The organism is Hymenobacter negativus, assembly GCF_017571495.1.
GTDB lineage: Bacteria > Bacteroidota > Bacteroidia > Cytophagales > Hymenobacteraceae > Hymenobacter > Hymenobacter negativus.
The window spans coordinates 39572-65401 of record NZ_JAGETZ010000017.1 but is presented as its reverse complement, the minus strand read 5'-3'; the positions used below and the strand labels follow the sequence as shown (position 1 = coordinate 65401).

The following is a 25830-nucleotide window of genomic DNA, read 5'->3' as shown; positions in this document are numbered from 1 at the left end:
TTACGAAGCAATCCGTCATTCGGCCTTAAATATGCAGCCTTTTTTACTGCATTATCAAATTTATCTACCCTGATTCCCAGTCGTATATTTAATCTCATCACCCTATTCAAACAAGGGTATTTGGACAATTATAATGCAGCCTTTTTATGTCCCGAAATGGGATAATGCTCCTGTCCAATTACCGCCAAAAAAAAAGCCTCTGCCGAGGCGGCAGAGGCTTTTTTTAAGCAAAAGATACTACTTACTCCTGCCCAATGGGGTAGTAGGCTTTGCGACCATCCGGGTATACGCCTTCGACTAGCGCGCCCGAATTTTGACGGGCCTGGTCGAGGTAATTTTTCACGTCAGCTGGCTTGCTCACCTGGTTCTTGTCGATGCGGGTGATGATGAAGCCATCGGCCATGCCCGTTTCGCGGAAGTTGCTGCCCTTGATGCCACTGATTTTGGCACCGCCTTCCAGGCCCAGCTTGGCTAAGTCGCGGGGCGGCACGGCGGCAATGGTTGCGCCTTCGTACTTGATGGACGCCGCAGCGGCATCCTCGCGCACAATAGCGGTGGTACCGGTAGCGTTGCGCAGAACGGCCTCCGTCACGCCGGCAGCGCCGCTACGCAGGTAGTTCACTTTAATCTTATCGCCAGGGCGGAAGCGGGCCACTTGCTCCTGCAATTGCGAGGAGGTGTTTACCGCTACGCCGTTGATTTGGGTGATGATATCGCCCATTTTCAGGCCGGCGGCGGCGGCGGCGCTGTTCTCGCTTAGGCCTTGCACATACACCCCATTAAGGGTGTTCAGCTTTTTCTCAGAAGCTAGCTTGGCATCCACTTCTTGAATCTGTACGCCGAGCAAGGCGCGCTGCACTACTTTGTATTTCAATAGGTCATCGACCACTTTGCTGGCCAGCGAGCTGGGGATAGCAAACGAGTAGCCTTCGTAGCTGCCGGTGTGCGAAGCGATAGCCGAGTTGATGCCGATGAGGTCGCCGTTGAGGTTGACGAGGGCACCGCCTGAGTTGCCGGGGTTCACCACAGCATCAGTCTGAATGAACGACTCGATGCCCATGTTGTCCTTACGGCGCAGGATGTCGATGTTCCGGCCTTTGGCCGAAATAATGCCAGCCGTCACGGTTGAGTTCAGGTTGAAAGGGTTGCCTACGGCGAGCACCCACTGGCCTACTTTCACATCGTCGGAGTTGCCGTACTTGATGAAGGGCAGGTTGTCAGCCTTCACTTTCAGTACCGCGAGGTCGGTGTTGGGGTCGGCGCCTACCAGCTCGGCGTCGAACTTGCGCTTGTCGTCGAGTACCACCTCAATTTTGGAGGCCTTGTCGATAACGTGGTTGTTGGTCACAATGTAGCCGTTGGCAGCAATAATTACACCCGAGCCCGAGCCCTGGCCACCGCCCTGGGGCTGCTGGCCCCGGAACTGCTCCATCTGGTCGCCGAAGAACTGGCGTAGGAAGGGGTCCATCTGCTGCTGGCGCTGGTCGACGGACGGCGCGGCGTATTCAGTCATTACGTGCACCACAGCGGGGGTCACAGCGGCAGCAGCGGCTACGAAGTTCAAGCCTTCGGGCACCGTATAAGGCGAGCTCCGCATCTCGGAAGTGTAACGCACCTGGGGGTCGGCGGCTACAGCCTGCTGCACCGAGGGGGCCGGCTCCAGCAGTTTGTACCCCCCCACGGCCACACCGCCGCCAAGAATGGCAGAACCGAGCAGGCCGAGCATCATTTGTTTTGCTTGCATGGGTAAGGGAAAAATGAAAAAGGATTAATGGGGTGAACGACGGGCCTAATTTAAAAACGGTCGAATGAAAACCGCATGAGCTAGGTCAGGTTATTTTCAACAACGCGCTAATGATTCGCTTTCGTCTCTGAAGGTTGCTTTTAGCAGAAAACAGGCCAAGTCAGGGCTGTCAGGAATACAACACGCCGTTCGGCAAAAAAGGCACCCCGTGGGGTGCCTTTTTTACAGAGCGACCCGCAATTAGCGGATTTCAATATGCTGCTTGGTCACTTTCTCAGTGTCGAAGGGCAACGTTACGCGCAGGATACCGTCTGTCAACTCGGCAGAGATGGCTTTCACGTTCACTGTTTCGGGTAAGCGGAAGCTGCGGGAGAAGCTGCCGTAGTTGGTTTCGGTGCGGCGGAACTTGGGCACGGCCGGAGCTTCGGGGACCACTACTGCAGACGTGTTTTCCGAGGCATTCTCATTAACCGGCGCAGCTTCGGTAGCGGTAGCAGCGGCTTCCTTGGCAGCGGCAGCCGGGTTCGACCGGTTGCCGGATACCACGAGCTCACCATCGAGGAATTCCAGGTTGACGGCTTCTTTTTTCACGCCGGGCAGGGCCAAGTGCAATTCAAAGCCTTCAGCGGTTTCGAGGATATCGGCGGCGGGCACGAAGGCCGGCGTGGGTTGCGCGGCAGCCGTTTGCGGGGCCTGCAGCATGTCGGCAAGCATGGCGCTCAAGGCACGGCTCGGACGGAGAGAAGGGCGGGGGTTATACAGCAAAGTTGCCATGGTGATATTGATAGTTTAAGAGTTGTGAAAGAATGACTGCCGTCTTGCGGCACACTTCACTTCCTTAAAATCTATACCAATCGGCTTTGGCAATAATTATTGCGACAAATTGTCTTAAATTTTAAAGTTATGCGATTAGAACATTGCCACCAATCTTGACAAAACAGCACCAGTAGTACGCATTGACAATATTTAGCCAGAATACGCATCGGCCATTTTGGCAGCCAATCATCTCTATTACATCAGCAGACGCTAGTGTTGCGTTGGTAGCTGCTTGCGTTTGGCTGCGTCCTGCCCCTGCAGAATGGTGTAGCGCAGGTCAATGCCCAGCACTGGGCTCACGAGGTTCAGGTTGCCGCCGGAGGTTTGATTGCCCATGCTGTCGTATTGCGGCAGGGTGACGAGGTAGTTTGTTTGGTAGGCAAACCAAGGCGTAAAATCGAAGTTGCTGCCGACGCGGCAGCCCACCTCAGCCCGCAGGCTGGTGAATTGGATGAACCGCTCATCTGGGTCGGTGTCGGACTTTAGCAGGCGGAAATGGGTGGCAGCTTCATAGCTCAGCCGGGGGCGCAGGGCCACGCTGGCGGTGAGGGGAAATATTTTCTCCAAGTCGGCGCGCAGGCGGGCATTGGTCTGGCCTTTGGCGTTGGCAGGGCTGGGAAAGGTGCGCTCAAAGCTCAGGCGCTGGCCGAAGGTGAACGAGGCCACATTGCTACGGTGGCGCAGCAGCACTTCGGGAATCAGCACGTAGGCTTTGTTGGCCGAGAAGTAACCCAAGCCGCCGCCGCCGCTCCAATGCTCGTTCCAGAAATGCTCAAAGTTGAGCGTCACGCGCCGCTCATCGAATCCGAGGAAGCGGTTGGGGTCGTCGAAACCATTGTTGTCCGTGTTGTTTTGGCCGCGCACGGCCAGCAGCACGTAGTCGCTCTCGCTGTCGGGCAGCGCCAGCTCGGCCTGTAGTTCGGGCCAGAGCTGCAGGCCGGATAGGGCGCGCCGGGTTTGAGCGGCAGCAGGCTGGGCAGCCAAACTGGCCAAAAGCAGAGCAAGGGGCAGAAGTCGTTTCATGATGATAAAGTAGCGTGGACTCTGCGAGTCGGCGCGTTATTCGGTCAATACGCAGGCTCGCAGCGTCCACGCTACAGCGCTATTCTCCTAATTCCTTGATGGCCAGCCAAGCCATGAGGCCCGGGCCAGTAGTTAGCGCCTGCTCGTCGATATCAAACGTGGGCGTGTGCACAGAGGCGGCAAAGCGGCCGTCTTCGTGGCGAGTGCCGAGGCGGTAGAAGCAGGCCGGCGCGGCTTGGGAGAAGTAGGCGAAGTCCTCGGCGGCCATCCACTGGTCGAGCTCCACCACGTTTTCGGAGCCGAGGTATTCTTCGGCGGCGGCGCGGACGCGGGCGGTGAGGGCGGGCTCGTTTTCGAGGTAGGGGTAGCCGTGACGGATTTCCAGCTCGCACACGGCGCCCATGCTTTCAGCCAGGCCTTCGCAGAGGCGACGCAGGTGCTGATGGGCCTCGGCGCGCCATTCCTCGTTGAGGGTGCGGAAGGTGCCTTCAATGTACACTTCGTTGGGGATGACGTTGGTCGCGCCGTTGGCGATGACTTTGCCGAAGCTCAGCACCGAAGGAATTTTGGGACTGGCGCGGCGGCTCACCAGCTGCTGAGCGGCTACGATGAGATGCGCGGCCACCAGCACCGGGTCGAGATTCATTTCGGGCATGGCGCCGTGGCCGCCCTTGCCTTTGATGGTCAGGTAGAGCTCGTCGGTGCTGGCCATGTAGCGGCCGGGGCGCAGGCCAATTTTGCCGGCCGGCAGGTGCGGAAATACGTGCTGACCCAGCACCTGGCCCACGGCCGGGTTTTCCAGCACACCTTCCTTAATCATGAGCGAAGCACCGCCGGGCAGCCGCTCCTCGCCGGGTTGGAACATGAGCTTGACAGTGCCTTTGAACTGGCCTTTCAGCTCATTCAGAATGCGGGCCGCGCCCAGCAAGGAAGCAGTGTGTACGTCGTGGCCGCAGGCGTGCATCACACCGGGATTGGTTGATTTGTAGGGGATATCGCTGGTTTCCTGGATGGGTAGCGCATCCATGTCGGCGCGCAGGGCGATGGTGGGGCCGCCGGGCAGGCCTTCGATAAGGGCCACCACGCCGGTGTTGGCGATGGGGTGCGGGCGCAGGCCCAGCTTCTCCAGCTCCTTTGTGACGAAGGCGGCCGTGTTCACCTCCTCAAAGGAGAGCTCAGGATTAGCGTGCAGGTGGCGGCGTACGGCCACGGTGTCGGCGGCGAACTGGGCGGCGAGGCGCTGGATTGTCTGAACCACGGATTCGGCGGATTTATCGGATTTCACGGATTTTGTAGATGAGCGGCGGTGCCTAACTACGGGTTCTTATTCAGGAGCACCTGCGTGGGTTCCAGCTCGGGCTTCGGCACGAACGGGCGCAGACGGGCCATGCCGCGGGCAGCGTCGAGCCGGGTGAGGTAATCGCCGATGTAAAGGCGGTAAACCGGCGACTTGAACACGATGTAGTCCGTCTCATCGGGGTAGCGGCCGATGATGGAGCGGCGCAGGGCCATCACCTTGTCGCGCTCGGTGCCGAAATACACCAGCACGCGGTAGCCCTGGGCGTACTTCACGTTCTGGTTGGTGTAGGCCTGGTCGCGCAGACGCTGCTCCATCTGGGTATTGACCTGGTTGGTGGGCAGCACGGTTGTTTTGACGGGCGCAGTGGCGGGCAGCGGCGTGGCTTTGGGCGCGGCAAATACCGGGCGGTATTTGGTTACGTCCTCGGCGGGCATGGGGGGCGTGGCGGACTTGCGCACGGCGGTATCGGGGGGGGCGCTGGCTTGCGGGGCCTGCTGGGCAGTGCTGGCGCAGGCGGCCATAACGAACAGCAGCGAGGCCAGCAGGCTATTGAGCAGTGGTCGATTCATCGGCTTCAGAAATCAGGGCTATGCTATTGGAAGAGCCAATGCGGTCGGCACCGGCGGCAATCAGGGCCTCGGCGGCGGCGCGGGTGCGGATGCCGCCGGCGGCCTTTATGCGCATGGTAGCAGGCAGCACACGGCGCATCAGCTCAATGTCGGCCACGGAAGCGCCCCGGCTGGCAAAGCCGGTGGAGGTTTTCACAAAATCGGCCTCCCCTTCTAAGCACAGGCGGCAGGCCAGCTCAATTTCTTTTTCTGTAAGTAAAGCGGTTTCAATAATGACCTTGAGCAAGGCCTGATGGACGTGGCACAAATCGGCCAAATCCAGGATTTCGGCCTGAATGGCTTCGGTCTTGCCCGATTTCAGGGCCGACACGTTGATGACCATGTCCAGTTCGGTCGCACCATCATACAGCGCTACTTCGGCCTCTTTAAACTTTACGCTGGATGCCGAGTAGCCCAACGGAAACCCCACCACGGTGCAGATGCCCACAGGCGTGCCTCCCAGCTTGCTCGTGGCCAGGGCCACGTAGCAGGGCGGCACGCACACGGTGGCGAAACCGTGCGCGGCGGCCTCGTCGCAGAGCTGGAGTATCTGGGCCTCGGTGGCATCGGGGCGCAGCAGGGTATGGTCGATTTGGGCGGCGAGCGTCATGGGGCAAAGGTACGGCGGGTTCGGCGGGCTCCGCTTGAGCCGGGTGGGGCCGACATCGAAGCCGCTGCGCCGTATACCCCCCGCACAACCGGCGCCTGGCCGGCTCTACCTTCGTTTCTCCTTCGTTCAAGCACTTTTTATGAATACGATTATCTCCGACGTATTTGCCCTTCAGTACGAGCACGCCTCCAACCTGCTGGTGGGCCGCTGGCTGCGCGAGGTGCCCGACCGCAGCCTGCTGCCCCCGCAGGAGGAACTGCTGAGCGCCGCTCTGCACCACAACAACTGCCGGTTCTGGCTGCTCGACATGCGCACCCAGGACGCCTTTTCGCCCCTGCTTCTGGAGTGGCTCGGCAAGCTGCTAGCCCAGCAAGTGGTATCGGTGCTGGGCTCGCCGGTGTTCATGGCGTGCGTGGCCGATGAAAGCCACCGCGCCGAAATAGAGAGCATCAGCACCGAAACCCTGCTCCGCCAGCAGGCCGAGCACGAGTTTTATCCCTACTTTTTCCATGACGAAACCGCTGCCCGCGGGTGGTTGACCGATAGCCAGGACCACGAGCACCGCCCGCCCCGGCAGTAGGCGGGCCTGCTCGTTGGAGCAGGAGCCTGCAAGCTTTTAACGGGGGCCTTACACGTTTAAGAGGCGCCGGCAAAGGCTTGAGCAGGGTCCGCAGGCTTTTGAGGAAGGGCATCAAGCGTTTAAGGAAGGTACTCAAAGGCCTGACGGGGCACCTCAAAGACTCAAGGCAGGCCCTTTAGCCTTTGAGGAGGGTCGGCAAAGGCTTGAGCAAGGCCCGCAGAGAATTGACGGGCATCGCCCAACGCTTGGAGAGGGCCATCCAATTTTGGTGTTAGCGTTCAATAATATAGCCGAGCTTACTATATTTGATTTCTACCGGATTTACTTTCTCCGGCGGCTACCCCTCATGGCGCAAGCCCGCATTCCCATCCCAGGCGCTACCGACCCCCTCGGAACGCTCACCCTTACGGCCGCTGTGGCCAAAGGCATTGCCGAAAAGGGCAAAGATTCGCTGATTGCCGGCGAGTTGGCCAGCGAGCTACAAGCAGCTGCCGCCGCAATACCCGATGCCCTAGCGGCACACGCAGAAGCCAAAAAGCTGGAACTGCAGCTCGAAAAGCTCTACGAAAAACGCGATGCCGCCGTGGCCGTGTGCGTGCCCCTGAACCAACGCGCCTCGAAAACCCTGCAAGGCAACCTGGGCAAAAATCGCCTGCGCGAGATGGGCGACTACGGCTTCACCGTAAACGACTCGCCGCAGCCCCCGAAAGCCCCAAAGTCGCTGTAAGTCTCGCAGAAAAAAGAGCCCGCTGTTGCGGGCTCTTTTTTTATACAAGCCGGTGCGTTGGCGGCCGGCGGGCAGGCTTATTCCTCTACCAGCTGCTGGCCGACGGCCGCGCCGGCGGCGCCCACCCGCACGGTGTAGGCGCCGATATAAATGTCGCTGCCCACTTGCAGCACCGCCTTCACGTTGCCGCCCACGGGGCTGCTGCTCACGCCTTCGGGCAGCCCAAAACCGTCCTGCCACTTGTAGTCATCGGCCCCTGCGGTGCTGGTCGGCCGAAACACCGGCCGGCCATCGGGCGCAGTGCCCACCGTGAAGTTGCGGGCATCAAAGGAGCCGCTGGCGCCGGGGCGCAAGGTGCCGTCGGCAGCAGGGTCAGCAGCACCAGCCACAGCCCGCGCAGCCAGGCCGTGGCCCAAAGAGAGGTGAACGTGTTTTTCCGGAAGTAGAAGTAGGGCATGCCAGGCAAAGTGAAAAGCTGAAGGACAAACGTAACGCGTAAAGATGCACGACGTCTTGGCCCTCCCCTACTCCCTTTCGACCTCTACGCCATGCCGTTGGCGTAAGGTGCGCAGACTCTTCGCTGTGCTTACTCTACCACCAGCTTTTGCGTGGCTGCGCCACCGCCTGCCGCCATCCGCACGGCGTAGAGGCCGGGCGCGAGGCCAGTCAGGTCGATTTCGGTTTTGGGACCGTTAATGGTCGTCTGAGTGCGCATAACCCGGCCCAGGGCATCGAGCACAGTAAGCGTGGCCGGACCGATACCAGCCGGCAGTTGCACCGTGGCGCGGCCGTGGGCGGGGTTGGGAAACAGGTGCAGGCTTTCCAAATAGTGCCCCGATGTGGTGCCCGTGAGCGTAGGGTCAGCCAGAGAGGCCAGGAAAGAAACGGAAGCTCCCCCCGGACTGGCTAGCGCGAGGGGCCCAAAGCTGGCGGGAGGCATCACGGGGCCGGCTACATAGATGGTGCTGCCGCTGAGTGCGAGTCCATTGGCCTGGTCGGCCCCGCTGCCGCCGGCCGCCGTGGCCCAGGCAAAGCTGCCGGTGGGGCCGGCATCGGTGAGCTTGGCCAGAAAGGCGTCGTCGCTGCTGGCAAAGCTAGTGAGGCTACCGCTGCCAAAGCTGCTGGGGCCCAGAAACACGCCCGCCACATAGAGGCTGCTGCCGCTGGCTGCTATCGCAGTAGCGAAGTCGCTCTGGGCCCCGCCGGCCTGCACGGCCCAGGTGAAGCCCGCAGTGGTGCCGGCATCGGCAATTTTCGTCACGAACACATCGTAGCCACCCTGGGTGCCCGTGCTGGTAAGGGCCGTCGGACCGAAACTTGTAGTGAAGACAAACCGCCCGGCCACGTACACGTTCGGACCACTCACTGCCACGGCATTGGGGAATACCGCGCCGCCGCTCGTACCCACGGCCCAGACAAAGCGGTTGGGGACGGGGGTATCGGTTAGCTTGGCCACAAAGGCCGCCAGATTGCCCCCCGTGAGCATGGTAGCCCCAAAGCTGGCGGTGTTGGAAAAGTTGCCTGTGACGTACACGCCGTTAGCTGTGCTGGCCAGGGCCACTACATGGTCATCGCCGGAGCCTCCCACCTGCTGCACCCAAACAAAGCTGGCAGTGGTGCCAGCATCCGTTAGCTTAGCCACGAAGCCATCAGACTGTAACGGGGCCGCCGCCGAAAAATTGGTTAACGAAATGCTGCCGAAACCTACCGTGGGGCTATAGAAGCTTCCGCCCACATATACGCTACTGCCCGTAGCGGCTATCGCAGTGGCCTGCTCGCTGTCGCGCCCGCCTATCCCAAAGGCCCACCCAAAAGCCCCAGTAGTACCCGCATCGGTCAGCTTGGCCACGAAGCCATCATCAGAGCCCACGGCTGTCAAAACCGTAGTTCCAAAGCTAGCTGTACCAGCAAAGCGCCCGGCGATGTAGATGCTGGTGCCGCTCACAGCAATAGTTGGGGAACTATCGTTGCCCACGCCGCCGGCCCGCTGCACCCACACGAAACGGTTGGTGACGCCGCTCCACTTGGCTACGAATACGTCGTTGTCGTTCCGGCCCGTACTGGTCAAGGACATGCCGCCAAAGCCGACTGTGCCACTGAACGTGCCAGTCAGGAACACGTTCCCGCTGGCATCGGCGGCCGTGGCAAATACCTCGGAGGTGCCACCCGTGGCAGCCACGGCCAGTTGCCAGGTGGGCGCCTGGGCCCGGGCCACGGCCGTGGCTAGCAACATTAGCACAAGTATCTTAGCCAGCCAAAGGCCGGCATTCCGTGTAGCGTGATATCTCATGCCGAGAGTCAGGTTAGTAGAAGCAAAAGTACTTATAGGCCACGACGGCAAATGTAGCGGGAATGTACCGCCAAGGCCCATTAAAAAGCGCCCTGACCAGCTGGCTGGGGCACTTCTTCTCTCACTCACTGCGAAAACAGGGTTTGTCCCACAAATAGGCAATTGAATCTCTGTTGGAAGTTCCGGCCTAATACCACACGGCCCTATTACTTATTCTACCACCAGCTTATGGGTAGCGGTGCTGCTGCCCGCCTGCACGCGCACGGTGTAGAGGCCGGGTGCGAAGCCGGTGAGGTCCAGTTCGGCCTTGGTGTTGGCATTGGCCGTTTGGGTGCGCAGAGTGCGGCCCAGGGCATCAAGGATGATAAGGGTGGCCGTGGGCGCACCGGGGATGGCGGGCAATTGAATAGTGGCCTTGCCGCGAGCAGGATTGGGAAAGAGGCCGATGCTTTCGGGACGCAGGGCGGGCGCAGTAGCGGTGAGCGTAGGGTCGGCGAGGGATGCTAGGAAACCGACACTGTTAGTAGTGGGCGTGTTAATGGTGTATGACCCGAAACCGGCCGGTGGGCTAACGCTCCCCGCCAAGTACACGTTGTTACCTGACACGACCAAGGCACCGTATCGTTGGTGTTTCCTCCCGCTTGGTACGCCTACACAAAGCTGCCCGTGCTGCCATTATCAACGAGTTTGGCCACAAAAACCTCATGCTGAACCAAATTAGCACCGGTTAGCACAATATTGCCAAAAGTGGAAGTGGATGGGGTCAGAAAGCGACCGGCAATGTAGATATTGTTGTCGCTTACCCCACCGGCTCGCTGAGCCTACACAAAGCGTTGGCTAGTCGTGCTCCATTTGGCCACGTACACGTCGTAGTTACCGGCCGAGGTCAACGTGGTAGTGCCGAAGCTGACCGTTCCCTGGAAAATACCGGTCAAAAAAACATTGCCAGCAGCATCCACTTCTGCTGCATACACCACAGAAAAATCACCCGCTGCCGAGGTGGCCATCTGCCAAACCGGCGCCTGAGCTTGAACCACAGGTCCCTTCAATATTAAAAAAATGACGCTGACCACTTGCCAACTGCGCAAAAAAGCGAAAAAGCGCTTCATTTATAGGAAGAACTCAAAATATAATAAAGTCGGCAAATCTAGCCATTAGTAGCTTAGCCCTAACACACAAAAACGCCCCGACCAACCGGCCAGGGCGTTTTCATTCTCATTAAGTGCGAAGGCTACTTAATCCACCAGCACCGCCCGGCCGCTTTCCACGTCCTGCTCTACCGACTTGTACTTCACGTCGCGCACCACGCGGCCGTCCATGTACTGCACGTTCACCTTGTCGTTGCGGTTGGCCACTTTCTGGCTCCGCGCAGGGGTTTGCTTCACGGCGGGCTGGTCGGTGGGGCCCATGTCTTCGGGGCCGGCGCCGAGGGAGTCGAGGTTGGACTCGTGCTCCACGGTGAGGCGCGGAGCGGGCTCCTCGTCTTCGTAGTAGTATTCCTGCTCGTCGTTGGTGCCCACAGCGCCTTGCTGCACCGGCACGTCGGCGTGGAAGAGGAAGGTGGTGGTTTCCTCGTTCACCTTCGCAATCATGCGCTTGAACAACTCGAAGCTCTCGAACTTGTACACCAGCAGCGGGTCCTTCTGCTCATATACTGCGTTTTGCACCACCTGTTTCAGGTCGTCCATCTGGCGCAGGTGCTGGGTCCAGGCTGTGTCGATTACGGACAGCACCACCACTTTCTCCATCTGGCGGAGGATGTCGTGGCCGCCGGTGGCCTGGGCGCGGCGCAGGTTGGCAATGGCTTGCACCTGCTTCTTACCATCGGTGAAGGGCACGGCGATGTTCTCGTAAGGCGCGCCGTTATTCAGCAGGTCGTTCACCAGCGGCAGCGAGTTCGAAGCAATGTGCTCGTTCTTGCTTTGGAAGTAGCCCAGGGCCTCGTCGTACAGCTTCTGCGTGAGGGCGGGCAGCTGCAGGCTGCTTAGCTCCTGCGCCGTGATATAGGTATCATAGCCGAATACCTTGATGACGTTCAGCTTGAAATCCTCGAAATCGCCCGTGATTTTGTGGCCGCTGGCGATGTCCTCGCTCACGTCGTAAATCATGTTAAGGATGTCCACTTCCATGCGGTCGCCGTGCAGGGCATTGCGGCGGCGCTTGTACACCACCTCGCGCTGGGCGTTCATCACGTCGTCGTACTCCAGCAGGCGCTTGCGGGTGCCGAAGTTGTTTTCCTCTACTTTCTTCTGGGCGCGCTCGATGGAGTTAGTAATCATCGAGTGCTGAATCACCTCGCCTTCTTCCATGCCCATGCGGTCCATCAGCTTCGCAATCCGGTCGGAGCCGAACAGGCGCATCAGGTTGTCCTCCAGGCTCACGAAGAACTGCGACGTGCCCGGGTCGCCCTGACGACCGGCGCGGCCCCGCAGCTGGCGGTCCACCCGGCGCGACTCGTGGCGCTCCGTGCCGATGATGGCTAGGCCACCGGCCTCGCGGCTGGTTTCGCGCAGCTTGATGTCGGTACCGCGACCGGCCATGTTGGTAGCGATGGTCACGGTGCCGGGGTAGCCAGCGGCAGCTACAATCTCGGCTTCGCGCTGGTTCTGCTTGGCGTTCAATACTTGGTGCTGAATGCCGCGCAATTTGAGCATGCGCGACATCAGCTCCGAAATTTCCACGCTTGTGGTACCTACCAGCACAGGGCGGCCAGCTTCCACCAGCTTCTGGATTTCCAGGGCCACGGCGTTGTATTTCTCGCGCACCGTCTTGTAGACCTGGTCGTCGGCGTCTTTGCGCGAAATCACCCGGTTGGTGGGAATTACCACTACGTCGAGCTTGTAAATTTCCCAGAACTCACCGGCTTCGGTTTCGGCCGTACCAGTCATGCCGCACAGCTTGTGGTACATGCGGAAATAGTTCTGCAGCGTTACCGTAGCGTAAGTCTGGGTGGCGTCTTCCACGGTCACGTTTTCCTTGGCCTCGATAGCTTGATGCAGGCCATCGGAGTAGCGGCGGCCTTCCATCACGCGGCCGGTTTGCTCGTCCACAATTTTCACCTTGCCGTCGTCGGTCAGGATGTACTGGTCATCCTTCTCAAACAGCGTGTAAGCTTTCAGCAACTGGTTCACGGTGTGCACGCGCTCCGACTTCTCGTTATAGTCGCTCATCAGCTTTTCTTTTTGCTGGAGCTTCTCTTCGGCCGAGAGGGTGTTATTTTTCTCAATATCGGCAATGGCCATGCCGATGTCGGGCATGATGAACAGTTTCGGGTCTTCGCCCTGGGCCGTAATCAAATCGATGCCTTTTTCGGTCAGCTCAATCTGGTTGTTCTTCTCGTCAATGGTGAAGAACAGCGGCTCGTCGGCTTTGGGCATCTGGCGCGAGTTATCGGCCAGGTAGTGGTTTTCGGTGGCTTGCAGCACCGCCCGGATACCAGGCTCCGACAGGTACTTGATGAGCGGCTTGCTCTTGGGCAGGCCACGGTGGGCGCGGAACAGCATCAGGCCACCGAGGCCGTTTTTATCGCCTTCTTCCACGCCGGTTTTGCCTTCGGCGATGAGCTTACGGGCTTGCACGAGGTAGTTCTGCACCACCTTTTTCTGTTCGTCCACAAGGCGCTGGATGCGCGGCTTGAGTTGGTAGAACTCGTGCACGTCGCCTCGCGGCACCGGGCCCGAAATGATGAGCGGCGTCCGTGCATCGTCAATCAGCACGGAGTCCACTTCGTCGACCATGGCAAAGTGGTGCTTGCGCTGCACCAGTTCCTCGGGGTCACGCGCCATGTTGTCGCGCAGGTAGTCGAAGCCGAATTCGTTGTTGGTGCCGTAGGTGATGTCGGCTTGGTAGGCGGCACGACGCTCCGGCGTGTTGGGCTGGTGCTTGTCGATGCAGTCCACCGTTATGCCGTGGAATTCGAACAGCGGCGCGTTCCATTCCGAGTCACGCTTGGCCAGGTAGTCGTTGACCGTAACCAGGTGTACACCGCGCTTCGACAGCGCATTCAGGAAGGACGGCAGGGTCGAAACGAGGGTTTTGCCTTCACCCGTGGCCATTTCGGCAATTTTGCCCTGATGCAGCACCACGCCGCCAATCAGCTGCACGTCGTAGTGCACCATATCCCAGACGATTTCAGCCCCGGCCGCCAGCCATTTATTCGACCAGATGGCCTGGTCGCCTTCGATGCGGCAGTTGGAATGGGTATAGGCGTATTCGCGGTCGTGGTCGTTAGCGGTTACTACCAGTTGGCCATTTTCCTTGTAGCGGCGGGCAGTTTCCTTCACAATAGCAAAGGCCGATGGCAGCACTTCCAGCAGCACAGCTTCGAGGTCTTTGTTGCGCTGCTTTTCCAGCGCATCAATTTGCTCAAAAAGGCCTTCCTTCTGGGCCACATCGAGCTGAGGCTGGCTGTCGATTTGCTGTTGCAAACCGGCAATCTGTCCGTCGAGGCCAGCGAGGCGCTCGGCAATGCGGGCGCGCACAGCATCGGTCTGGTCGCGGAGCTGGTCGTCGCTCAAACCAGCCAGTTTGGCATATTCGGCATTAATCAGCGCCACGTAGGGCGTGATTTCCTTTAAATCACGCTCCGACTTGGAGCCAAATATTTTGGCGACGGTCTTGCCTAGGAATTCAAACATCAGGTAGTATTTTAGCGAATAGCGCTGTGGCGCACCCCAAATTTACGGAGCCTTCCGCTAAAACCGTCCCAAAAAGGAAAGCCCCGCCAAATTGGCGGGGCTTTTTCATTGGCTGATAAAATAAAACGTCATGTTGAGCGCCGAGAAAGCATCTCGCTTGCGGAGTAACTCTATCTTTCAGCAGGCTGGCTTACTGTTGCATACAATGCACTTCGGCTAAGCCCAGCATGACGCTATTATCAGCTATTCTGCAAGGGCAAGCTACTCCTGCTTCGGCGAGCGGCTAATCAGCTTCTCTACCAGCGCGGTGCTACCCGAAATTGCGGGAAGCACTGGCTTGCTGGCATTCTCTTTTTCCGTCAGCTTCTTATAGAGCGTCAGGGCTTGGGCCACTACTTGGTCCATGTTGTAGTACTTGTAGGTAGCCAGGCGACCCACGAAGTGAACGTTGGGCGTCTCATCGGCTAGCTTCTTGTACTTGTTGTACAACTCGGCGTTTTCGGGCATCGGGATGGGGTAGTACGGGTCGCCCTCGGCTTGAGGATACTCGTACACGATGGCCGTTTTAGGGTGGTCCTGACCGGTGAGGGCCTTAAACTCGGTGATGCGGGTGTAAGGATGCTCGTTAGGGTAGTTCACCACGGGTGCAGCAAGGTGCTTCTCCTTGTTCAGGGTTTCGTGCTTGAACTCCAGCGAGCGGTAGGGCAGCTTACCGAACTTGTAGTCGAAATATTCATCTACCGGGCCTGTGAAAATCATTTCCTTGAAAGGAATGAAGTCGATTACCTCGTGGTAGTCCGTGTTCAGCATCACCTTGATATTTGGGTGGTTGAGCATGTTCTCAAACATTCGGGTGTAGCCGTGCAGGGGCATAGCCTGGTAGGTATCGGTGAAATACCGGTCGTCGCGGTTGGTACGGGTGGGCACACGCGAGGTCACCGACTTATCCAGTTGCGAGGGGTCCAGGCCCCACTGCTTGTTGGTGTAATTCTTGAAGAATTTATTGTACAGCTCGCGGCCAACTTTGCTTACCACTACATCTTCCGACGTTTTGATGACAGGCACCGACTCGGCTACCGAAGCGAAGAATTCTTCGACCTCGAAGCTGGTTAGGTTCAGGCCGTAAAGCTTGTTGATGGTATCCAGATTGATGGGCATCGGCACGTGCTGGCCGTCGACCGAAGCAAGCACGCGGTGCTCGTAAGGACGCCAGTCGGTGAAGTTGCCCAGATAGTCAAATACATCCTTCGAATTGGTATGGAAGATGTGCGGACCATACTTATGCACCAGAATGCCTTCTTCGTTGTAATGGTCGTACGCATTGCCCCCAATGTGGCTACGCTTGTCAATAACGAGGACTTTTTTGTTGCTGCGGGTGGCTAGCCGTTCGGCGAGCACGCTGCCGGCGAAACCGGCCCCAACGATGAGGTAGTCGAACATAGTGCAGGGGTATGGAAATGTGTAAGGGAGGGACGTGTTGATTCGTAGTAATTATTTGTTATTCAGCAAGCAGCTGCAAAAGGCGGAGACAGGATTTATTAGCGTCCTCCGCATGCCGACTACTTGGTGCTGTTTGCGCAGCTGATTTTAGCTCGCCGCAATAGGCGGCAGGGTTACTTCCGACACTTTGGTGGCCATGCGCGGCTGGCTGTCGTGGGTGGTAGTGGCGGCGTCCACTTTTTTGGCGGCGAGACGGGTTTGCATCAGGTCCACCATTTGCTGCCAGGTCTGGTCCCACGAGATGGTGGCCAGGTAATCATCGGTGCGCTGACGCCAGTCGGCATCTTCGCGCTGGGTGAGGGCCTTTGAGATGGCCTTGCCGAAATCAACGGCATTGTCAGCAATCTGGACGAGGTTCAAATCGCCGTAGGGGCGCACCACGTCGCGGATGGGTGTGCTCACCACGGGGTTGCCGGCGGCGAGGTACTCGGGCGTTTTAGTTGGCGAGATAAACTTGGTGCTTTCGTTGTCGGCGAAAAGCAGCGTTGCCACCTCCCAACCTTTTAAATATGAAGGCAGTTCCTTGTAGTCCTTACCGCCGAGGTAATGCACGTTAGGCGTGCGGGGCAAAATGGCCGGGTCAATCTTCACCACCGGCCCGATGATGACAAACTGCCACTCCGGATGCTGCTGCGACAGTTCACGCAGCAACTCAATGTCCAGCCGCTCGTCTACCACTCCGAAGAAGCCGATGCGTGGGTGCGCAATGCCTGCCTGGTCGGCGGGCTCGGCCAGCGGGCCGCGGGCCAGGCCAAAGTGGGCTTTGTCGATGCTGCTCGGGAAGGGATGGGCATCGGGGTGCTGCTCGCGCTTGGATTCGTAGAGCGTGTGGCCGCCGGTGAATACGAGGTCGGCCTTGCCGAACAACTCCTGCTCGCGGTTGCGCAGTTCGGGCGGAGCGAATTTGAATGCAGCCAACTCATCCATGCAGTCGTACACGGTGAGCTTGGGCGTGAACTGGCGCGACTTGCCGAGGGCCATCGGCGTGTAGTACCAGAAAATGTAGTTGGTAACGCCTTGTTCGTTGAAATAATGGCTTAAGGTTTCGAACTGAGCCTGGTCGGCGGCATTTTCATCGTGGCGCAGGCGCTGGGGCAGGTGCACCACCACCACTTTCACACCATTATTGCGGTCTTTAATTTCGACGTGCGGCTCAATCAGGTCGTCGTTGTGGTAGAAGGCGTCTTCAACGTAAAAAACCCGGCCGTGCTGGGCAAAACGCGACAGCAAATGCTGCGGGCGCTGCCATACAAAGTCCCAATGCAGGTGTGCGAAGCAAACCAGGTCGGGCAGGGTGTAAGAGGCAGGAGTTTCGGCGGCTGAATCGCTGGGCCGGGCAGCGGTGGCGGAGGCACGCAAGGGCGCTTCCACCGTCGAAGAAGGTGGCATGAAAAGTAGCAGGAAAAAGGAGTTTCGCGCCGCGCCACAGGATGCTGTACCTGCCAGGCCGGGCCGCTTGCTACCCTATACGAAGGCCCTGGGCCAAAGGATATAGCCCAGCTTACAATACTAAAAGCTCACCGATTCTTCACGCTATCAACAGGATATACGGCTAAGCCTATTCTCTGATGTCGTCCGGGCTGGCCAAAAAGCACTGCCATTCCACAACATCTTGCCAGCCGGAAGGGGTGCGCAGCCACGCTAGTCGAGTGCCGATTTTTCGAAACCCGGCAGCTTCAAAAAGCCTCATGCTAGCCAGGTTATCGGCGCCTACGGTAGCGTAAATCTGGTGCAGTCGCAAGGCATTCCGGGCGTGGTTTTTTAGCAAATCCAAGGCCTGTTGGGCGTAGCCTTTTTTCCGCTCTTTTGCCAGAATAGTGATACCAACACCAGCCCGTTGATGCAGCGGTTCGAAGTCAAACAGGTCGACGACGCCTACCGGTGGGCCGCTAATTTCAGTAGTAACCACTAGCCTCAACTGTCGCACTACGTAGAAATCCGCAGACGCATGCTCCAAGTACTCACGCAGGGCATGCCGCGACACCGGTGCCAGGGTGTCGGAAACGCCCCAAATGTCCGGGTCGTTTTCAAGAGCATAGAGAAATTCGAGGTCGTCGGGTTCGAGCGCGCGCAGGTGCATGGAGGGGCAAAGGTAGCTTTTTGCTGGGTCGTCCTCTGCGTTTCTACCCCCCCTGCCCCCTCTAGGCACCAGTTCGTGAAGACGGTTTTTGTTGCGAATGATTTGATTCGTGCCGGAACCATGCAACGATGTGCATAATGCGCAGGCTACAGCTTATGCCATAGATACTTCACCCCTGCTTCCTTGCTCAGATGAGTAAGGGCAGAAGCGAAATATCACGCTAGAACAAAAAATTAATTGTACACAATCAAGCATTACACAACCATTCTGCGTTTACCTTTGCGAACCCACATGGCAACGACCCCAACCCAACCCGCCAAGAACTCCCTGCTGAAGCTGGAAAGCCAGATTTGCTTTCCGTTTTATGCCGTGTCGCGGCTGATTACCAAAACGTATCAGCCGCTGCTGCAAGCCCTTGACCTCACCTACCCGCAGTACCTCGTGTTTCTGCTGCTGTGGGAGCATGGGCAGCTTACAGTGAAAGAGTTGGGCGAAAAGCTGCTGCTGGATTCGGGCACACTCACCCCACTGCTCAAGCGCATGGAGCAGAAGCAGTGGCTCAGCCGCCGCCGCGACCCGCGCGACGAGCGTTCCGTCATCATCGAGCTATTGCCCGCCGGACGAGCCCTGGAGGCGCAGGCTGGCCCGATTCCGGAGCAGATGCTCGATAAGATGCAGATGTCAGAAGCTGAAATAATGGCCCTGCGGGTTCACCTCACGCACTTGCTTACCCAGCTGGCTTAGTCGCCAGCACTTTTTTCTTACCCAATTCACTTACCCATTCCAATGAAAATCGAAAAAATCTTCACCGCCCAGGCTTTGGCCAAAGGCGGCCGCGACGGCCACGTAACCACCAATAACAACGTGCTCGACATCGACCTGAGCACGCCCAAGGAGATGGGCGGCCCCGGCAAACCCGGCGCTACCAACCCCGAGCAGCTGTTTGCCGCCGGCTACGCCGCTTGCTTTGAGGGTGCGCTGGGAGTTGCGGCCCGCCAGGCCAAAGTGAAGCTGGAAAATGTGACCGTGGAAGCCTTCATCGGCTTCGGCAAAGCGGAAGATGGCGGCTATGGCATATCGGCCGATTTGCACGTCAACATTCCCGGCGTGGAGCAGAAGCAGGCCGAAGAATTGGTAGAAGCTGCGCACGGCATCTGCCCGTACTCGCGCGCCACCAAAGGAAACATCGAGGTGACCCTGAGCACCACGACCAACGCCTAGTTGCTGCCGCGGCTGCCACGCCGCCACCCCAAAATAGCCGTGCCGGCGCTGCTAGGGCACGGCTATTTTTATTTCCAATCCAGTGCTACAGCCTATGAAATCGCAAGCCATTTTGCTCGCCAGCCGCCCCCAAGGGGCGCCTACCGCAGCCCAGTTCCAGTTCGAAACCCGCGAGATTTCTGCCCCCACTGAGGGACAGGTGCTGCTGAAAACGCTGTATGTATCCGTCGACCCCTACATGCGTGGCCGGATGAGTGCCGCCAAATCGTACATAGCCCCCTTTGAAGTGGGCCAGCCAATTGCGGGCGGCGTGGTGGCCGAAGTCATTGAAAGTCAAAGTGCCGCCCTGCCTGTAGGCAGCACTGTGGTTGGCAACCTGCCGTGGCAGGAATTCAGCGTGGCCGATGCCAAAACGCTGAACCCCGTGCCCGTGGACAAGGCCCCGGCCAGCTACTTCCTGGGGTTGCTGGGTATGCCTGGCCTCACGGCCTACTTCGGGCTGCTTGATATCTGCCAACCCAAGGCGGGCGAAACGGTGGTGGTATCGGGCGCAGCCGGTGCGGTGGGCCTGCTTGTGGGCCAGCTGGCCAAAATCCAGGGTTGCCGAGTGGTTGGCACGGCTGGCTCCGACGAGAAAGTGGCCCACCTCAAAGCCCTGGGTTTCGATGAGGCCATCAACTACAAAACCACGCCGGACATTGCCCAGGCGCTGGCCAATGCCGCGCCCAACGGCGTGGACTGCTACTTCGACAACGTGGGCGGCGCCATCACCGATGCCGTGTACGACTTGCTGAACAAGCACGCCCGCATTGCCCTCTGCGGCCAGATTTCGACTTACAACGTGACCGAAACGCCCACCGGCCCGCGCCCCGAAGGCAAGCTCCTCAAGACGAGCACCAAGCTGCAGGGCTTCATCGTGAGCGACTACCACAGCCGCTGGCCCGAAGGCGTGGCCAAGCTAACTGAGTGGTATGCCGCTGGCAAGCTGAAAGGCGAGGAAACCATCACCGAAGGCTTCGACCAGATTCCAGCGGCTTTCCTGGGCCTGTTTGCCGGTGAGAACACCGGTAAGGCCGTGGTGAAAGTGGCCTAGGCGCGGGTTGCACTCGCCCATCCTTCGCTCAAAACCACCGATTCCATTTAAATGACGGGCGGGTACAACCTGCCCTTACTTCCCACTTATTCTATTGCCCCATGAAAATTGCCATGATTCTGACCTCGCACGACCAACTCGGCAACACCGGCCACAAGACCGGTTTCTGGCTGGAGGAGTTCGCCGCGCCCTACTATGCTTTCGTTGATGCTGGGGCTGACATCACCCTGGCCTCGCCCAAAGGCGGCCAGCCGCCCCTCGACCCCAAAAGCGACGAGCCTGGTGCCCAGACCGAAGCTACCGAGCGATTCAAGCAAGACCCGGCCGCTCAAAAGGCCTTGGCTAATACCGTGACGCTCGATACCATCAAAGCCGAGGATTTTGATGCCGTGTTTTACCCTGGCGGCCACGGCCCGCTGTGGGATTTGGCCGAAGACCAAAAGTCGATTGCCCTCATCGAAACCACTTACGCTGCCGGCAAGCCGCTGGCGCTGGTGTGCCACGCTCCCGGTGTGCTCCGCCACGTGAAGGCGGCCAACGGCGAGCCGCTGGTGCGGGGCAAGGCAGTAGCCGGCTTCACCAATACCGAAGAGGAAGCGGTGCAGCTAACCAACGTGGTGCCCTTTCTGGTAGAAGACATGCTGAAGGAAAACGGCGGCAACTACTCGAAGGGCGCCGACTGGCAGCCTTACGTGGTATCGGCCGGCAACCTGATTACGGGCCAGAATCCGGCCTCATCAGAGCCCGCAGCACAGGAGCTGCTGAAGCTGCTGGCGAAGTAACCTACTCCCTCTCTTTTGGGAGCGGAGGCATTGGTTCAAATTAGACGACTTAAATCAAGCAAAAAGGCCGCTGCGTTTGCAGTGGCCTTTTTTTGTTTCATCTCTACAGTAGCAGGTCCGGCCTCTGGCCAGGAGATGAGGTTACAGCTCACCGCCAAATACGCGCGTAGCCGGGCCACTCAGCCACACATTGGTGAAGCTGCCGTCAGCCTGCTGGTCGAAGCTTACTTGCAGCTCGCCACCCATGGTTTGCAGGCGCACGGGCGATACCGCGCCGCGCTGCGAGGCGGCCAGGGCGACGGCCGTGACGCCAGTGCCGCAGCTCAGGGTTTCGTTTTCGACGCCGCGCTCGTAGGTGCGGACGGGCCAGGCGTGGGCGGGGTCGGCGGGGATTTCGACGAAGTTGACGTTGGTGCCGGCGGGGTCGTAGGCCTGGTCGTAGCGGATGTCGTGGCCGGTGCCGTACACGTCGAACTCGGCCAGGCTGGGCGACTCGGCAGGGTCGAGGAAGTGGATGTGATGAGGCGAGCCGGTGTGCAGGAATACGTCCTCCTCCCCTACTTCGGCTTCGATGGGCGCATTCACGTCAATCATTTTGAGGCGCACGGTGCCGTCGGGCTCTACGCGGGCATCGTGGGGGCCGTCGATGGCGAGAAAACGGGTTTGGTCACCGATGAGGCCGAGGTATTTGGCGAAGGCCACGGTACAACGGCCGCCGTTGCCGCACATGGAGCTGGGCCGCCCGTCGGCGTTGAAATACACCATCTCGAAGTCGAAATCGGGCTTATTGCGCAGCAGGATGAGGCCGTCGGCGCCGATGCCAAAGCGGCGGTCGCAAAGGCGGGCAATGAGCGGCTGGTCGGTTTCGTCGAAGCCGCGGGCGCGGTCGTCAATCATGACGAAGTCGTTGCCCGTACCCTGGTATTTGTGAAATTGCATGGTGCAAAAGTAACGTTCATCGAAAACCGCCGCGTCGGCATTTCGTTCCTCAGTGCCCTTGCTCGGCCAAATCGCCGCAGCGGAGCCAGTTTTCCCAGCGCTTACGCTTTTTGGCGACTTTGCCGCGCAGGTATTTTTCCATAATCAGGGCGGCGCAAGGAGCGGCAGAGAGACCGCCAAAACCAGCGTTTTCGATGTAGACGGCTACCACAATTTTGGGCTTCTCGGCTGGGGCGAAGCCGGCGAAGGTGGCATGGTCGTCGCCTTCGTCGTTTTGCACGGTGCCGGTTTTGCCGGCCACGCTAATGCCTACATCGTCGAGGTTGGCCAGAGAGGCGGTGCCGCCGGGGCGCAGGGCGGCCACCATGCCGGGGATGAGCTCCGCGAAATGGATGCTATCGACCAGCGTGTGGTGCTGCTCGCGGAAGCGGGCCAACGGGCCACTTGTGCCCACGCTGCGCACGAAATGCGGGATATAATAGTAGCCGCGGTTGGCAATGATGGCCTGCACGTTGGCCATTTGCAGGCCGGTAAGGTTGATTTCGCCCTGGCCGATGCTCAGGGAATAGATGCTGCCGTAGGTCCAGCCGCAACGGCCGCGGCGGCGGTCGTAGTAGGCGGGTGTGGGGATGAAACCGGGGCGCTCCTGCGGCAAGTCGACGCCCAGCAGCGTGTCGAGGCCGAAGGACTTGACGTGGCGCGTCCAGGCAGCCAGGTTTTGGTGGCGCTGGGCGCAGGTATCCACGGGCTGCACCAGCGTATCGGGCACGTCGTTTACCAGCTTGCGCAGTACCTGGTAGAAGTAGGGATTGCAGCTGTATTTGAGGGCTTGGGTGAGGTTGCGGGCTTTGGGGTGCTCGTGCACGCAGTTGATGAGCGACTGGTCGCAACGGAAACCCGTTTTGGCCGTGATGCTGCCCAATTGCAGGGCCACGGCCGCATTCACCAGCTTGAATACGGAGCCGGGCGGGTTGGCTTGCAAGGCAGCGCGGTTGAGCAGCGGCATGTCTTCGCTGAGTAGCAGGGCGCTCCGCTCACGCCCCCGACTGAGGGCGGTGATGGTGGCGGGGTCGTAGGTCGGGGCCGAAACGTAGCAGAGAATTTCGCCGGTGGCGGGGTCGAGGGCCACGATGTAGCCCTTGCGCTCGCGCATGATGCGCTCGGCGTAGGCCTGCAACTCGGTGTCGAGGCTGAGGTGCAGGTCCTGGCCCGCATGGTAGATGGTATCGGTGGCCCAGGTGCCGTGGGGCTGATTCAGCACGTCGAGCAGCGGGTGGTAGGCTCCGAAGCTACCTTTCAGCAGGCTGTTGTAGTATGTTTCGAGGCCGCCGTTGCGCAGGCGATAGAATCGGCCCCGCGCCAGCCGCTGCGCCTGGTACAGAAAGGGCTGGGCATTGGCGTAGGCGTAGCCCAGCACGGGCGCGGCCACGTGGGTGGCATAGTTGCGGGCCGTGTATTCGCGCAGCGTGAGCTTGGGCCACTCGCTCCGGTGGCGGCGCAGGATGTTGTATTCAGCAGCCGTTAGCTCCAGCTGCAAGGGCAACTCGCGGCGGCGCAGGTCACGGCTGCGGTATTCAAAGGCACTGTCGGGCCAGCCCAGCAGGCGGTTGAGGCGGGTGGAATCGAGCCGGCCCCAGTGCGGCAGCACGAGCAGGTAGCGCGGGCCCGTGTAGGCCAGCACCGAGTCGCGACGGTCGAAAATGCGGCCACGTGTCGGCGTGAAGGCATTGCGGTGCGGCGTGTAAGTATCGTGCGGGAGAATGACGCCCACACCGGGTACATCCACGGGCATGCGGCGCCACCACAGCAGCAGTACCAGCCCGGCCAGGAGCAGGACAATACCTAAGGCAGCTAACTTTTTGCGGTTGGCAGGCAGCATTCGGCAAAGCTAGTGTTCTGCTCGCAGGTGATACGGCTTCTTCGATGAACTGGCCCGGCAACGGTTCGAAGCAGGCCAATTACAGGGAAGTAGTTGGGATGCCTGCTTCTCAAGGGCTACTCCTGTTACTCTAGCAGCTTACGCAGCAGCACAACCTGTCCGCCATGATAGAAATAGTGCTGCAACACGCCGTGCAGCATCTGGTAAGCGGTGTAGCTGTTGCCCTGCGGCGGCTCAAACGTGGCCCCGATGGTGCGGTCCAACTCCTCCTCAGGCAGCGTTTCAATGAACGCCAGCAACTGCTCCTGGGCCGTGCGCAGGTCGGTTAGCGCGGCCTGCCAATTGGCTTCGGAGAGGTCGGTGGGCAGGGCGGGCCAGTCTTCGGCCTCGCCAAGCTGCAGGGGTCTGTTGTCGGCAATGCGGCGGCGCACAATAGCCGTCCAGTTGGCCACATGAATTACGATTTCCCAAATGCTGTGGGCATTTTTGAGTGGATATTGGGCCGCCTGGCTGGCGGTTAAGCCCTCCAGATTGGCCAGCAGCGAAGGGCTGCACCACGGTTCACCGTTGAAAGCGCGGCGGAGCTGGTCGACCAGGCGAGGAATTTCAGACATGGCAAAAACGGGGAAAGTAGAAGGATTCAGATACAGTACGACCACTGACCCCAAAAGGCTTCGCGCCAGCGCCTGTGCTCCCAACGCCTTGCCCTACCGGGCACGCCCCTACCTTTGCGGCCTGCTTATGTACGACTTCCTCACCACCTCCCCCTGGCCCGACTACGAGCTGATTGATTCCGGCAACTTCCAGAAGCTAGAGCGCTTTGGCCCCTACGTGCTGGCCCGCCCCGAGCCGCAGTCCATCTGGGACCCGCACCTGCCGCTCAAGGAGTGGGAGCGCGCCGATGCCGCCTTCGCCCGTGCCCCCGGCTCCACCGAAAAAGGCCAGTGGCGCCTCAAGCCCAGCATGCCCGAGCAGTGGGTCATCGCCTACGAGCGCCCCGATGGCCTGCGCCTGAAATTCCGCCTCGGCCTGTCCTCATTCAAGCACGTGGGCCTGTTTCCGGAGCAGGACCCCAACTGGCAGTTCATTTATAATCAAACGAAAAAGCGCCGCGCCAAGCTGCCGCGCGTGCTCAACCTGTTTGCTTACACCGGCGCCGCCACGCTGGCCGCCCGCGCCGCCGGGGCCGACGTCACGCACCTCGACTCGGTGAAACAGGTCAACTTCTGGGCTCGCGACAACATGGACGCCAGCCAGCTCGACGGCGTGCGCTGGCTGGTAGAAGACGCCATGAAGTACGTGCGACGCGAGGTGAAGCGCGGCAGCAAGTACCAGGGCCTCATCCTCGACCCGCCCGCCTACGGCCGCGGCCCGAACGGCGAGAAGTGGCAGCTTGAAGACGAGCTCAACGAGATGCTCAAGCTCAGCCAGCAGCTCCTCGACCCCGAAGACCATTTTTTCGTGGTGAACCTGTACTCGCTCGGCTTCTCGGCCTTGATTTTGGACAACCTGACCACCGCTATTTTCCCCGGCCAGAAGGCCGTGCGCGAGCTGGGCGAGATTTACCTGCACGATGCCGGGCAGCGCAAGCTACCGTTGGGCACGTTCTGCCGCTTCGCCACGTAGTTCGGGCGGAGCATCAGGCCGGCTTGTTCAGCCACCGCTGGAAGAGAAGCGCCCCCGCCGCGTAAGCCAGCACATCGAATGGGTCGGCTACGGCCGTGGCCGACCAGCGGGGCAACAGGCCTTCGAACCACAGCGCCACTACGGCCCAGGCCGCCAGTACCCAGGAGCCGGGCAGCGTAGCTTGCCGGCCATACAACAATTGGTGCGCGGCCAGGGCAAGGCTTAAGGTGAGGGGCAGGAACAATATGTCGCTCAGGTACGAAGTGAGCCATGCTGGTAGCGGCCAGTGCAGCCAGCGCTTGCTTAGCTGGGCGCAGCCGGCGAGCAAGGCGCTGCTCAGAAACAGGGGGTGGCGGAGCACAGCCGGCATCCGCA

25 protein-coding genes are annotated in these 25830 nt (G+C 59.7%); 7 read left to right on the top strand and 18 right to left on the bottom strand.

Going from position 1 to position 25830, the window contains the following annotated elements:
• Positions 1-241: 241 nt before the first annotated feature.
• From J4E00_RS25555 to deoC, 6 genes are all read right to left on the bottom strand, one after another.
• Positions 242-1744, bottom strand: coding sequence for a Do family serine endopeptidase (locus J4E00_RS25555; RefSeq protein WP_236050151.1), 1503 nt, complete (start codon positions 1742-1744; stop codon positions 242-244).
• A gap of 240 nt (positions 1745-1984) precedes the next feature.
• A complete protein-coding gene (locus tag J4E00_RS25550) occupies positions 1985-2518 on the bottom strand; it encodes an Hsp20/alpha crystallin family protein (RefSeq protein WP_208178183.1) in 534 nt (177 codons plus the stop codon).
• 252 nt (positions 2519-2770) lie between these two features.
• The gene (locus J4E00_RS25545; RefSeq protein ID WP_208178182.1) at positions 2771-3583 is read right to left on the bottom strand and encodes a hypothetical protein; all 813 of its coding nucleotides are present in this window, start codon (positions 3581-3583) and stop codon (positions 2771-2773) included.
• A gap of 79 nt (positions 3584-3662) precedes the next feature.
• Entirely contained in the window at positions 3663-4841 is a 1179-nt protein-coding gene (locus J4E00_RS25540) for a M20 family metallopeptidase (protein ID WP_208178181.1), read from the bottom strand.
• Between the two features lie 56 nt (positions 4842-4897).
• Complete coding sequence (locus tag J4E00_RS25535; protein ID WP_208178180.1) at positions 4898-5452, bottom strand: hypothetical protein; 555 nt, start codon at positions 5450-5452, stop codon at positions 4898-4900.
• Entirely contained in the window at positions 5430-6101 is a 672-nt protein-coding gene (gene deoC, locus J4E00_RS25530) for a deoxyribose-phosphate aldolase (protein WP_208178179.1), read from the bottom strand. The genes J4E00_RS25535 and deoC overlap by 23 nt, the downstream gene beginning before the upstream one ends.
• A gap of 139 nt (positions 6102-6240) precedes the next feature.
• Between deoC and J4E00_RS25525 the strand changes: the two genes are divergently transcribed.
• Complete coding sequence (locus J4E00_RS25525) at positions 6241-6681, top strand: hypothetical protein (RefSeq protein WP_208178178.1); 441 nt, start codon at positions 6241-6243, stop codon at positions 6679-6681.
• A gap of 346 nt (positions 6682-7027) precedes the next feature.
• Complete coding sequence (locus J4E00_RS25520; protein WP_208178177.1) at positions 7028-7408, top strand: hypothetical protein; 381 nt, start codon at positions 7028-7030, stop codon at positions 7406-7408.
• Between the two features lie 77 nt (positions 7409-7485).
• On the opposite strand, the gene J4E00_RS25515 is transcribed toward J4E00_RS25520, so the two are convergent.
• The 8 genes from J4E00_RS25515 to J4E00_RS25480 all read right to left on the bottom strand — a co-directional run bounded on the left by J4E00_RS25515 (position 7486) and on the right by J4E00_RS25480 (position 17915).
• The gene (locus J4E00_RS25515; protein ID WP_208178176.1) at positions 7486-7824 is read right to left on the bottom strand and encodes a hypothetical protein; all 339 of its coding nucleotides are present in this window, start codon (positions 7822-7824) and stop codon (positions 7486-7488) included.
• 170 nt (positions 7825-7994) lie between these two features.
• On the bottom strand, positions 7995-9641 hold the full coding sequence (locus J4E00_RS25510) for a T9SS type A sorting domain-containing protein (RefSeq protein WP_208178175.1): 1647 nt from the start codon (positions 9639-9641) through the stop codon (positions 7995-7997).
• A 267-nt stretch (positions 9642-9908) separates the two neighbouring features.
• Positions 9909-10304, bottom strand: coding sequence for a T9SS type A sorting domain-containing protein (locus J4E00_RS25505; RefSeq protein ID WP_317196672.1), 396 nt, complete (start codon positions 10302-10304; stop codon positions 9909-9911).
• Between the two features lie 215 nt (positions 10305-10519).
• Positions 10520-10807 carry a hypothetical protein gene (locus tag J4E00_RS25500; protein ID WP_208178173.1) on the bottom strand — a complete coding sequence of 96 codons (288 nt, stop codon included), beginning with the start codon at positions 10805-10807 and terminating at the stop codon, positions 10520-10522.
• A 126-nt stretch (positions 10808-10933) separates the two neighbouring features.
• Positions 10934-14335 (bottom strand): preprotein translocase subunit SecA, encoded by a 3402-nt coding sequence (gene secA / locus J4E00_RS25495; RefSeq protein ID WP_208178172.1) that lies wholly within the window; start codon positions 14333-14335, stop codon positions 10934-10936.
• 261 nt (positions 14336-14596) lie between these two features.
• Positions 14597-15775 (bottom strand): UDP-galactopyranose mutase, encoded by a 1179-nt coding sequence (gene glf / locus J4E00_RS25490; RefSeq protein WP_208178171.1) that lies wholly within the window; start codon positions 15773-15775, stop codon positions 14597-14599.
• Positions 15776-15922: 147 nt separating this feature from the next.
• Positions 15923-17224: a glycosyltransferase family 1 protein gene (locus tag J4E00_RS25485; protein ID WP_208178170.1), complete on the bottom strand. Its 1302-nt coding sequence runs from the start codon at positions 17222-17224 to the stop codon at positions 15923-15925.
• Between the two features lie 169 nt (positions 17225-17393).
• Positions 17394-17915, bottom strand: coding sequence for a GNAT family N-acetyltransferase (locus J4E00_RS25480; RefSeq protein WP_208178169.1), 522 nt, complete (start codon positions 17913-17915; stop codon positions 17394-17396).
• 291 nt (positions 17916-18206) lie between these two features.
• Here J4E00_RS25480 and J4E00_RS25475 point away from each other — a divergent pair, with 291 nt between their 5' ends.
• The 4 genes from J4E00_RS25475 (at position 18207) to J4E00_RS25460 (ending at position 21011) form a co-directional block, all read left to right on the top strand.
• Positions 18207-18659 (top strand): MarR family winged helix-turn-helix transcriptional regulator, encoded by a 453-nt coding sequence (locus tag J4E00_RS25475; protein WP_208178168.1) that lies wholly within the window; start codon positions 18207-18209, stop codon positions 18657-18659.
• Positions 18660-18701: 42 nt separating this feature from the next.
• Entirely contained in the window at positions 18702-19136 is a 435-nt protein-coding gene (locus J4E00_RS25470) for an organic hydroperoxide resistance protein (protein ID WP_208178167.1), read from the top strand.
• A 94-nt stretch (positions 19137-19230) separates the two neighbouring features.
• Positions 19231-20229 carry an NADP-dependent oxidoreductase gene (locus J4E00_RS25465; RefSeq protein ID WP_208178166.1) on the top strand — a complete coding sequence of 333 codons (999 nt, stop codon included), beginning with the start codon at positions 19231-19233 and terminating at the stop codon, positions 20227-20229.
• A 101-nt stretch (positions 20230-20330) separates the two neighbouring features.
• Entirely contained in the window at positions 20331-21011 is a 681-nt protein-coding gene (locus J4E00_RS25460) for a type 1 glutamine amidotransferase domain-containing protein (RefSeq protein ID WP_208178165.1), read from the top strand.
• Between the two features lie 141 nt (positions 21012-21152).
• Here the strand turns inward: J4E00_RS25460 and dapF are convergent, their stop codons facing one another.
• The 3 genes from dapF to J4E00_RS25445 form a co-directional block, all read right to left on the bottom strand.
• A complete protein-coding gene (gene dapF / locus J4E00_RS25455) occupies positions 21153-21950 on the bottom strand; it encodes a diaminopimelate epimerase (protein WP_208178164.1) in 798 nt (265 codons plus the stop codon).
• 49 nt (positions 21951-21999) lie between these two features.
• A complete protein-coding gene (locus J4E00_RS25450; RefSeq protein WP_208178163.1) occupies positions 22000-23829 on the bottom strand; it encodes a peptidoglycan D,D-transpeptidase FtsI family protein in 1830 nt (609 codons plus the stop codon).
• Positions 23830-23954: 125 nt separating this feature from the next.
• Positions 23955-24443, bottom strand: coding sequence for a DinB family protein (locus tag J4E00_RS25445; protein ID WP_208178162.1), 489 nt, complete (start codon positions 24441-24443; stop codon positions 23955-23957).
• Positions 24444-24570: 127 nt separating this feature from the next.
• On the opposite strand from J4E00_RS25445, the gene J4E00_RS25440 reads away from it, so the two are divergent.
• Positions 24571-25455 (top strand): class I SAM-dependent methyltransferase, encoded by an 885-nt coding sequence (locus J4E00_RS25440; protein ID WP_208178161.1) that lies wholly within the window; start codon positions 24571-24573, stop codon positions 25453-25455.
• Positions 25456-25468: 13 nt separating this feature from the next.
• Here the strand turns inward: J4E00_RS25440 and J4E00_RS25435 are convergent, their stop codons facing one another.
• Positions 25469-25816 carry a hypothetical protein gene (locus J4E00_RS25435; RefSeq protein ID WP_208178160.1) on the bottom strand — a complete coding sequence of 116 codons (348 nt, stop codon included), beginning with the start codon at positions 25814-25816 and terminating at the stop codon, positions 25469-25471.
• Positions 25817-25830 lie beyond the last annotated feature (14 nt).

What these genes read in the sequence shown, in the direction of transcription:
- J4E00_RS25485 (WP_208178170.1), bottom strand. Translation starts at nt 17,224, where the DNA reads ATGCCACCTTCTTCGACGGTGGAAGCGCCCTTGCGTGCCTCCGCCACC.
- J4E00_RS25465 (WP_208178166.1), top strand. Translation starts at nt 19,231, where the DNA reads ATGAAATCGCAAGCCATTTTGCTCGCCAGCCGCCCCCAAGGGGCGCCT.
- J4E00_RS25545 (WP_208178182.1), bottom strand. Translation starts at nt 3,583, where the DNA reads ATGAAACGACTTCTGCCCCTTGCTCTGCTTTTGGCCAGTTTGGCTGCC.
- dapF (WP_208178164.1), bottom strand. Translation starts at nt 21,950, where the DNA reads ATGCAATTTCACAAATACCAGGGTACGGGCAACGACTTCGTCATGATT.
- J4E00_RS25460 (WP_208178165.1), top strand. Translation starts at nt 20,331, where the DNA reads ATGAAAATTGCCATGATTCTGACCTCGCACGACCAACTCGGCAACACC.
- J4E00_RS25510 (WP_208178175.1), bottom strand. Translation starts at nt 9,641, where the DNA reads ATGTTGCTAGCCACGGCCGTGGCCCGGGCCCAGGCGCCCACCTGGCAA.
- J4E00_RS25440 (WP_208178161.1), top strand. Translation starts at nt 24,571, where the DNA reads ATGTACGACTTCCTCACCACCTCCCCCTGGCCCGACTACGAGCTGATT.
- J4E00_RS25525 (WP_208178178.1), top strand. Translation starts at nt 6,241, where the DNA reads ATGAATACGATTATCTCCGACGTATTTGCCCTTCAGTACGAGCACGCC.
- J4E00_RS25480 (WP_208178169.1), bottom strand. Translation starts at nt 17,915, where the DNA reads ATGCACCTGCGCGCGCTCGAACCCGACGACCTCGAATTTCTCTATGCT.
- J4E00_RS25550 (WP_208178183.1), bottom strand. Translation starts at nt 2,518, where the DNA reads ATGGCAACTTTGCTGTATAACCCCCGCCCTTCTCTCCGTCCGAGCCGT.
- secA (WP_208178172.1), bottom strand. Translation starts at nt 14,335, where the DNA reads ATGTTTGAATTCCTAGGCAAGACCGTCGCCAAAATATTTGGCTCCAAG.
- J4E00_RS25520 (WP_208178177.1), top strand. Translation starts at nt 7,028, where the DNA reads ATGGCGCAAGCCCGCATTCCCATCCCAGGCGCTACCGACCCCCTCGGA.
- J4E00_RS25450 (WP_208178163.1), bottom strand. Translation starts at nt 23,829, where the DNA reads ATGCTGCCTGCCAACCGCAAAAAGTTAGCTGCCTTAGGTATTGTCCTG.
- J4E00_RS25555 (WP_236050151.1), bottom strand. Translation starts at nt 1,744, where the DNA reads ATGCAAGCAAAACAAATGATGCTCGGCCTGCTCGGTTCTGCCATTCTT.
- J4E00_RS25475 (WP_208178168.1), top strand. Translation starts at nt 18,207, where the DNA reads ATGGCAACGACCCCAACCCAACCCGCCAAGAACTCCCTGCTGAAGCTG.
- J4E00_RS25470 (WP_208178167.1), top strand. Translation starts at nt 18,702, where the DNA reads ATGAAAATCGAAAAAATCTTCACCGCCCAGGCTTTGGCCAAAGGCGGC.
- deoC (WP_208178179.1), bottom strand. Translation starts at nt 6,101, where the DNA reads ATGACGCTCGCCGCCCAAATCGACCATACCCTGCTGCGCCCCGATGCC.
- J4E00_RS25445 (WP_208178162.1), bottom strand. Translation starts at nt 24,443, where the DNA reads ATGTCTGAAATTCCTCGCCTGGTCGACCAGCTCCGCCGCGCTTTCAAC.
- J4E00_RS25535 (WP_208178180.1), bottom strand. Translation starts at nt 5,452, where the DNA reads ATGAATCGACCACTGCTCAATAGCCTGCTGGCCTCGCTGCTGTTCGTT.
- glf (WP_208178171.1), bottom strand. Translation starts at nt 15,775, where the DNA reads ATGTTCGACTACCTCATCGTTGGGGCCGGTTTCGCCGGCAGCGTGCTC.
- J4E00_RS25500 (WP_208178173.1), bottom strand. Translation starts at nt 10,807, where the DNA reads ATGAAGCGCTTTTTCGCTTTTTTGCGCAGTTGGCAAGTGGTCAGCGTC.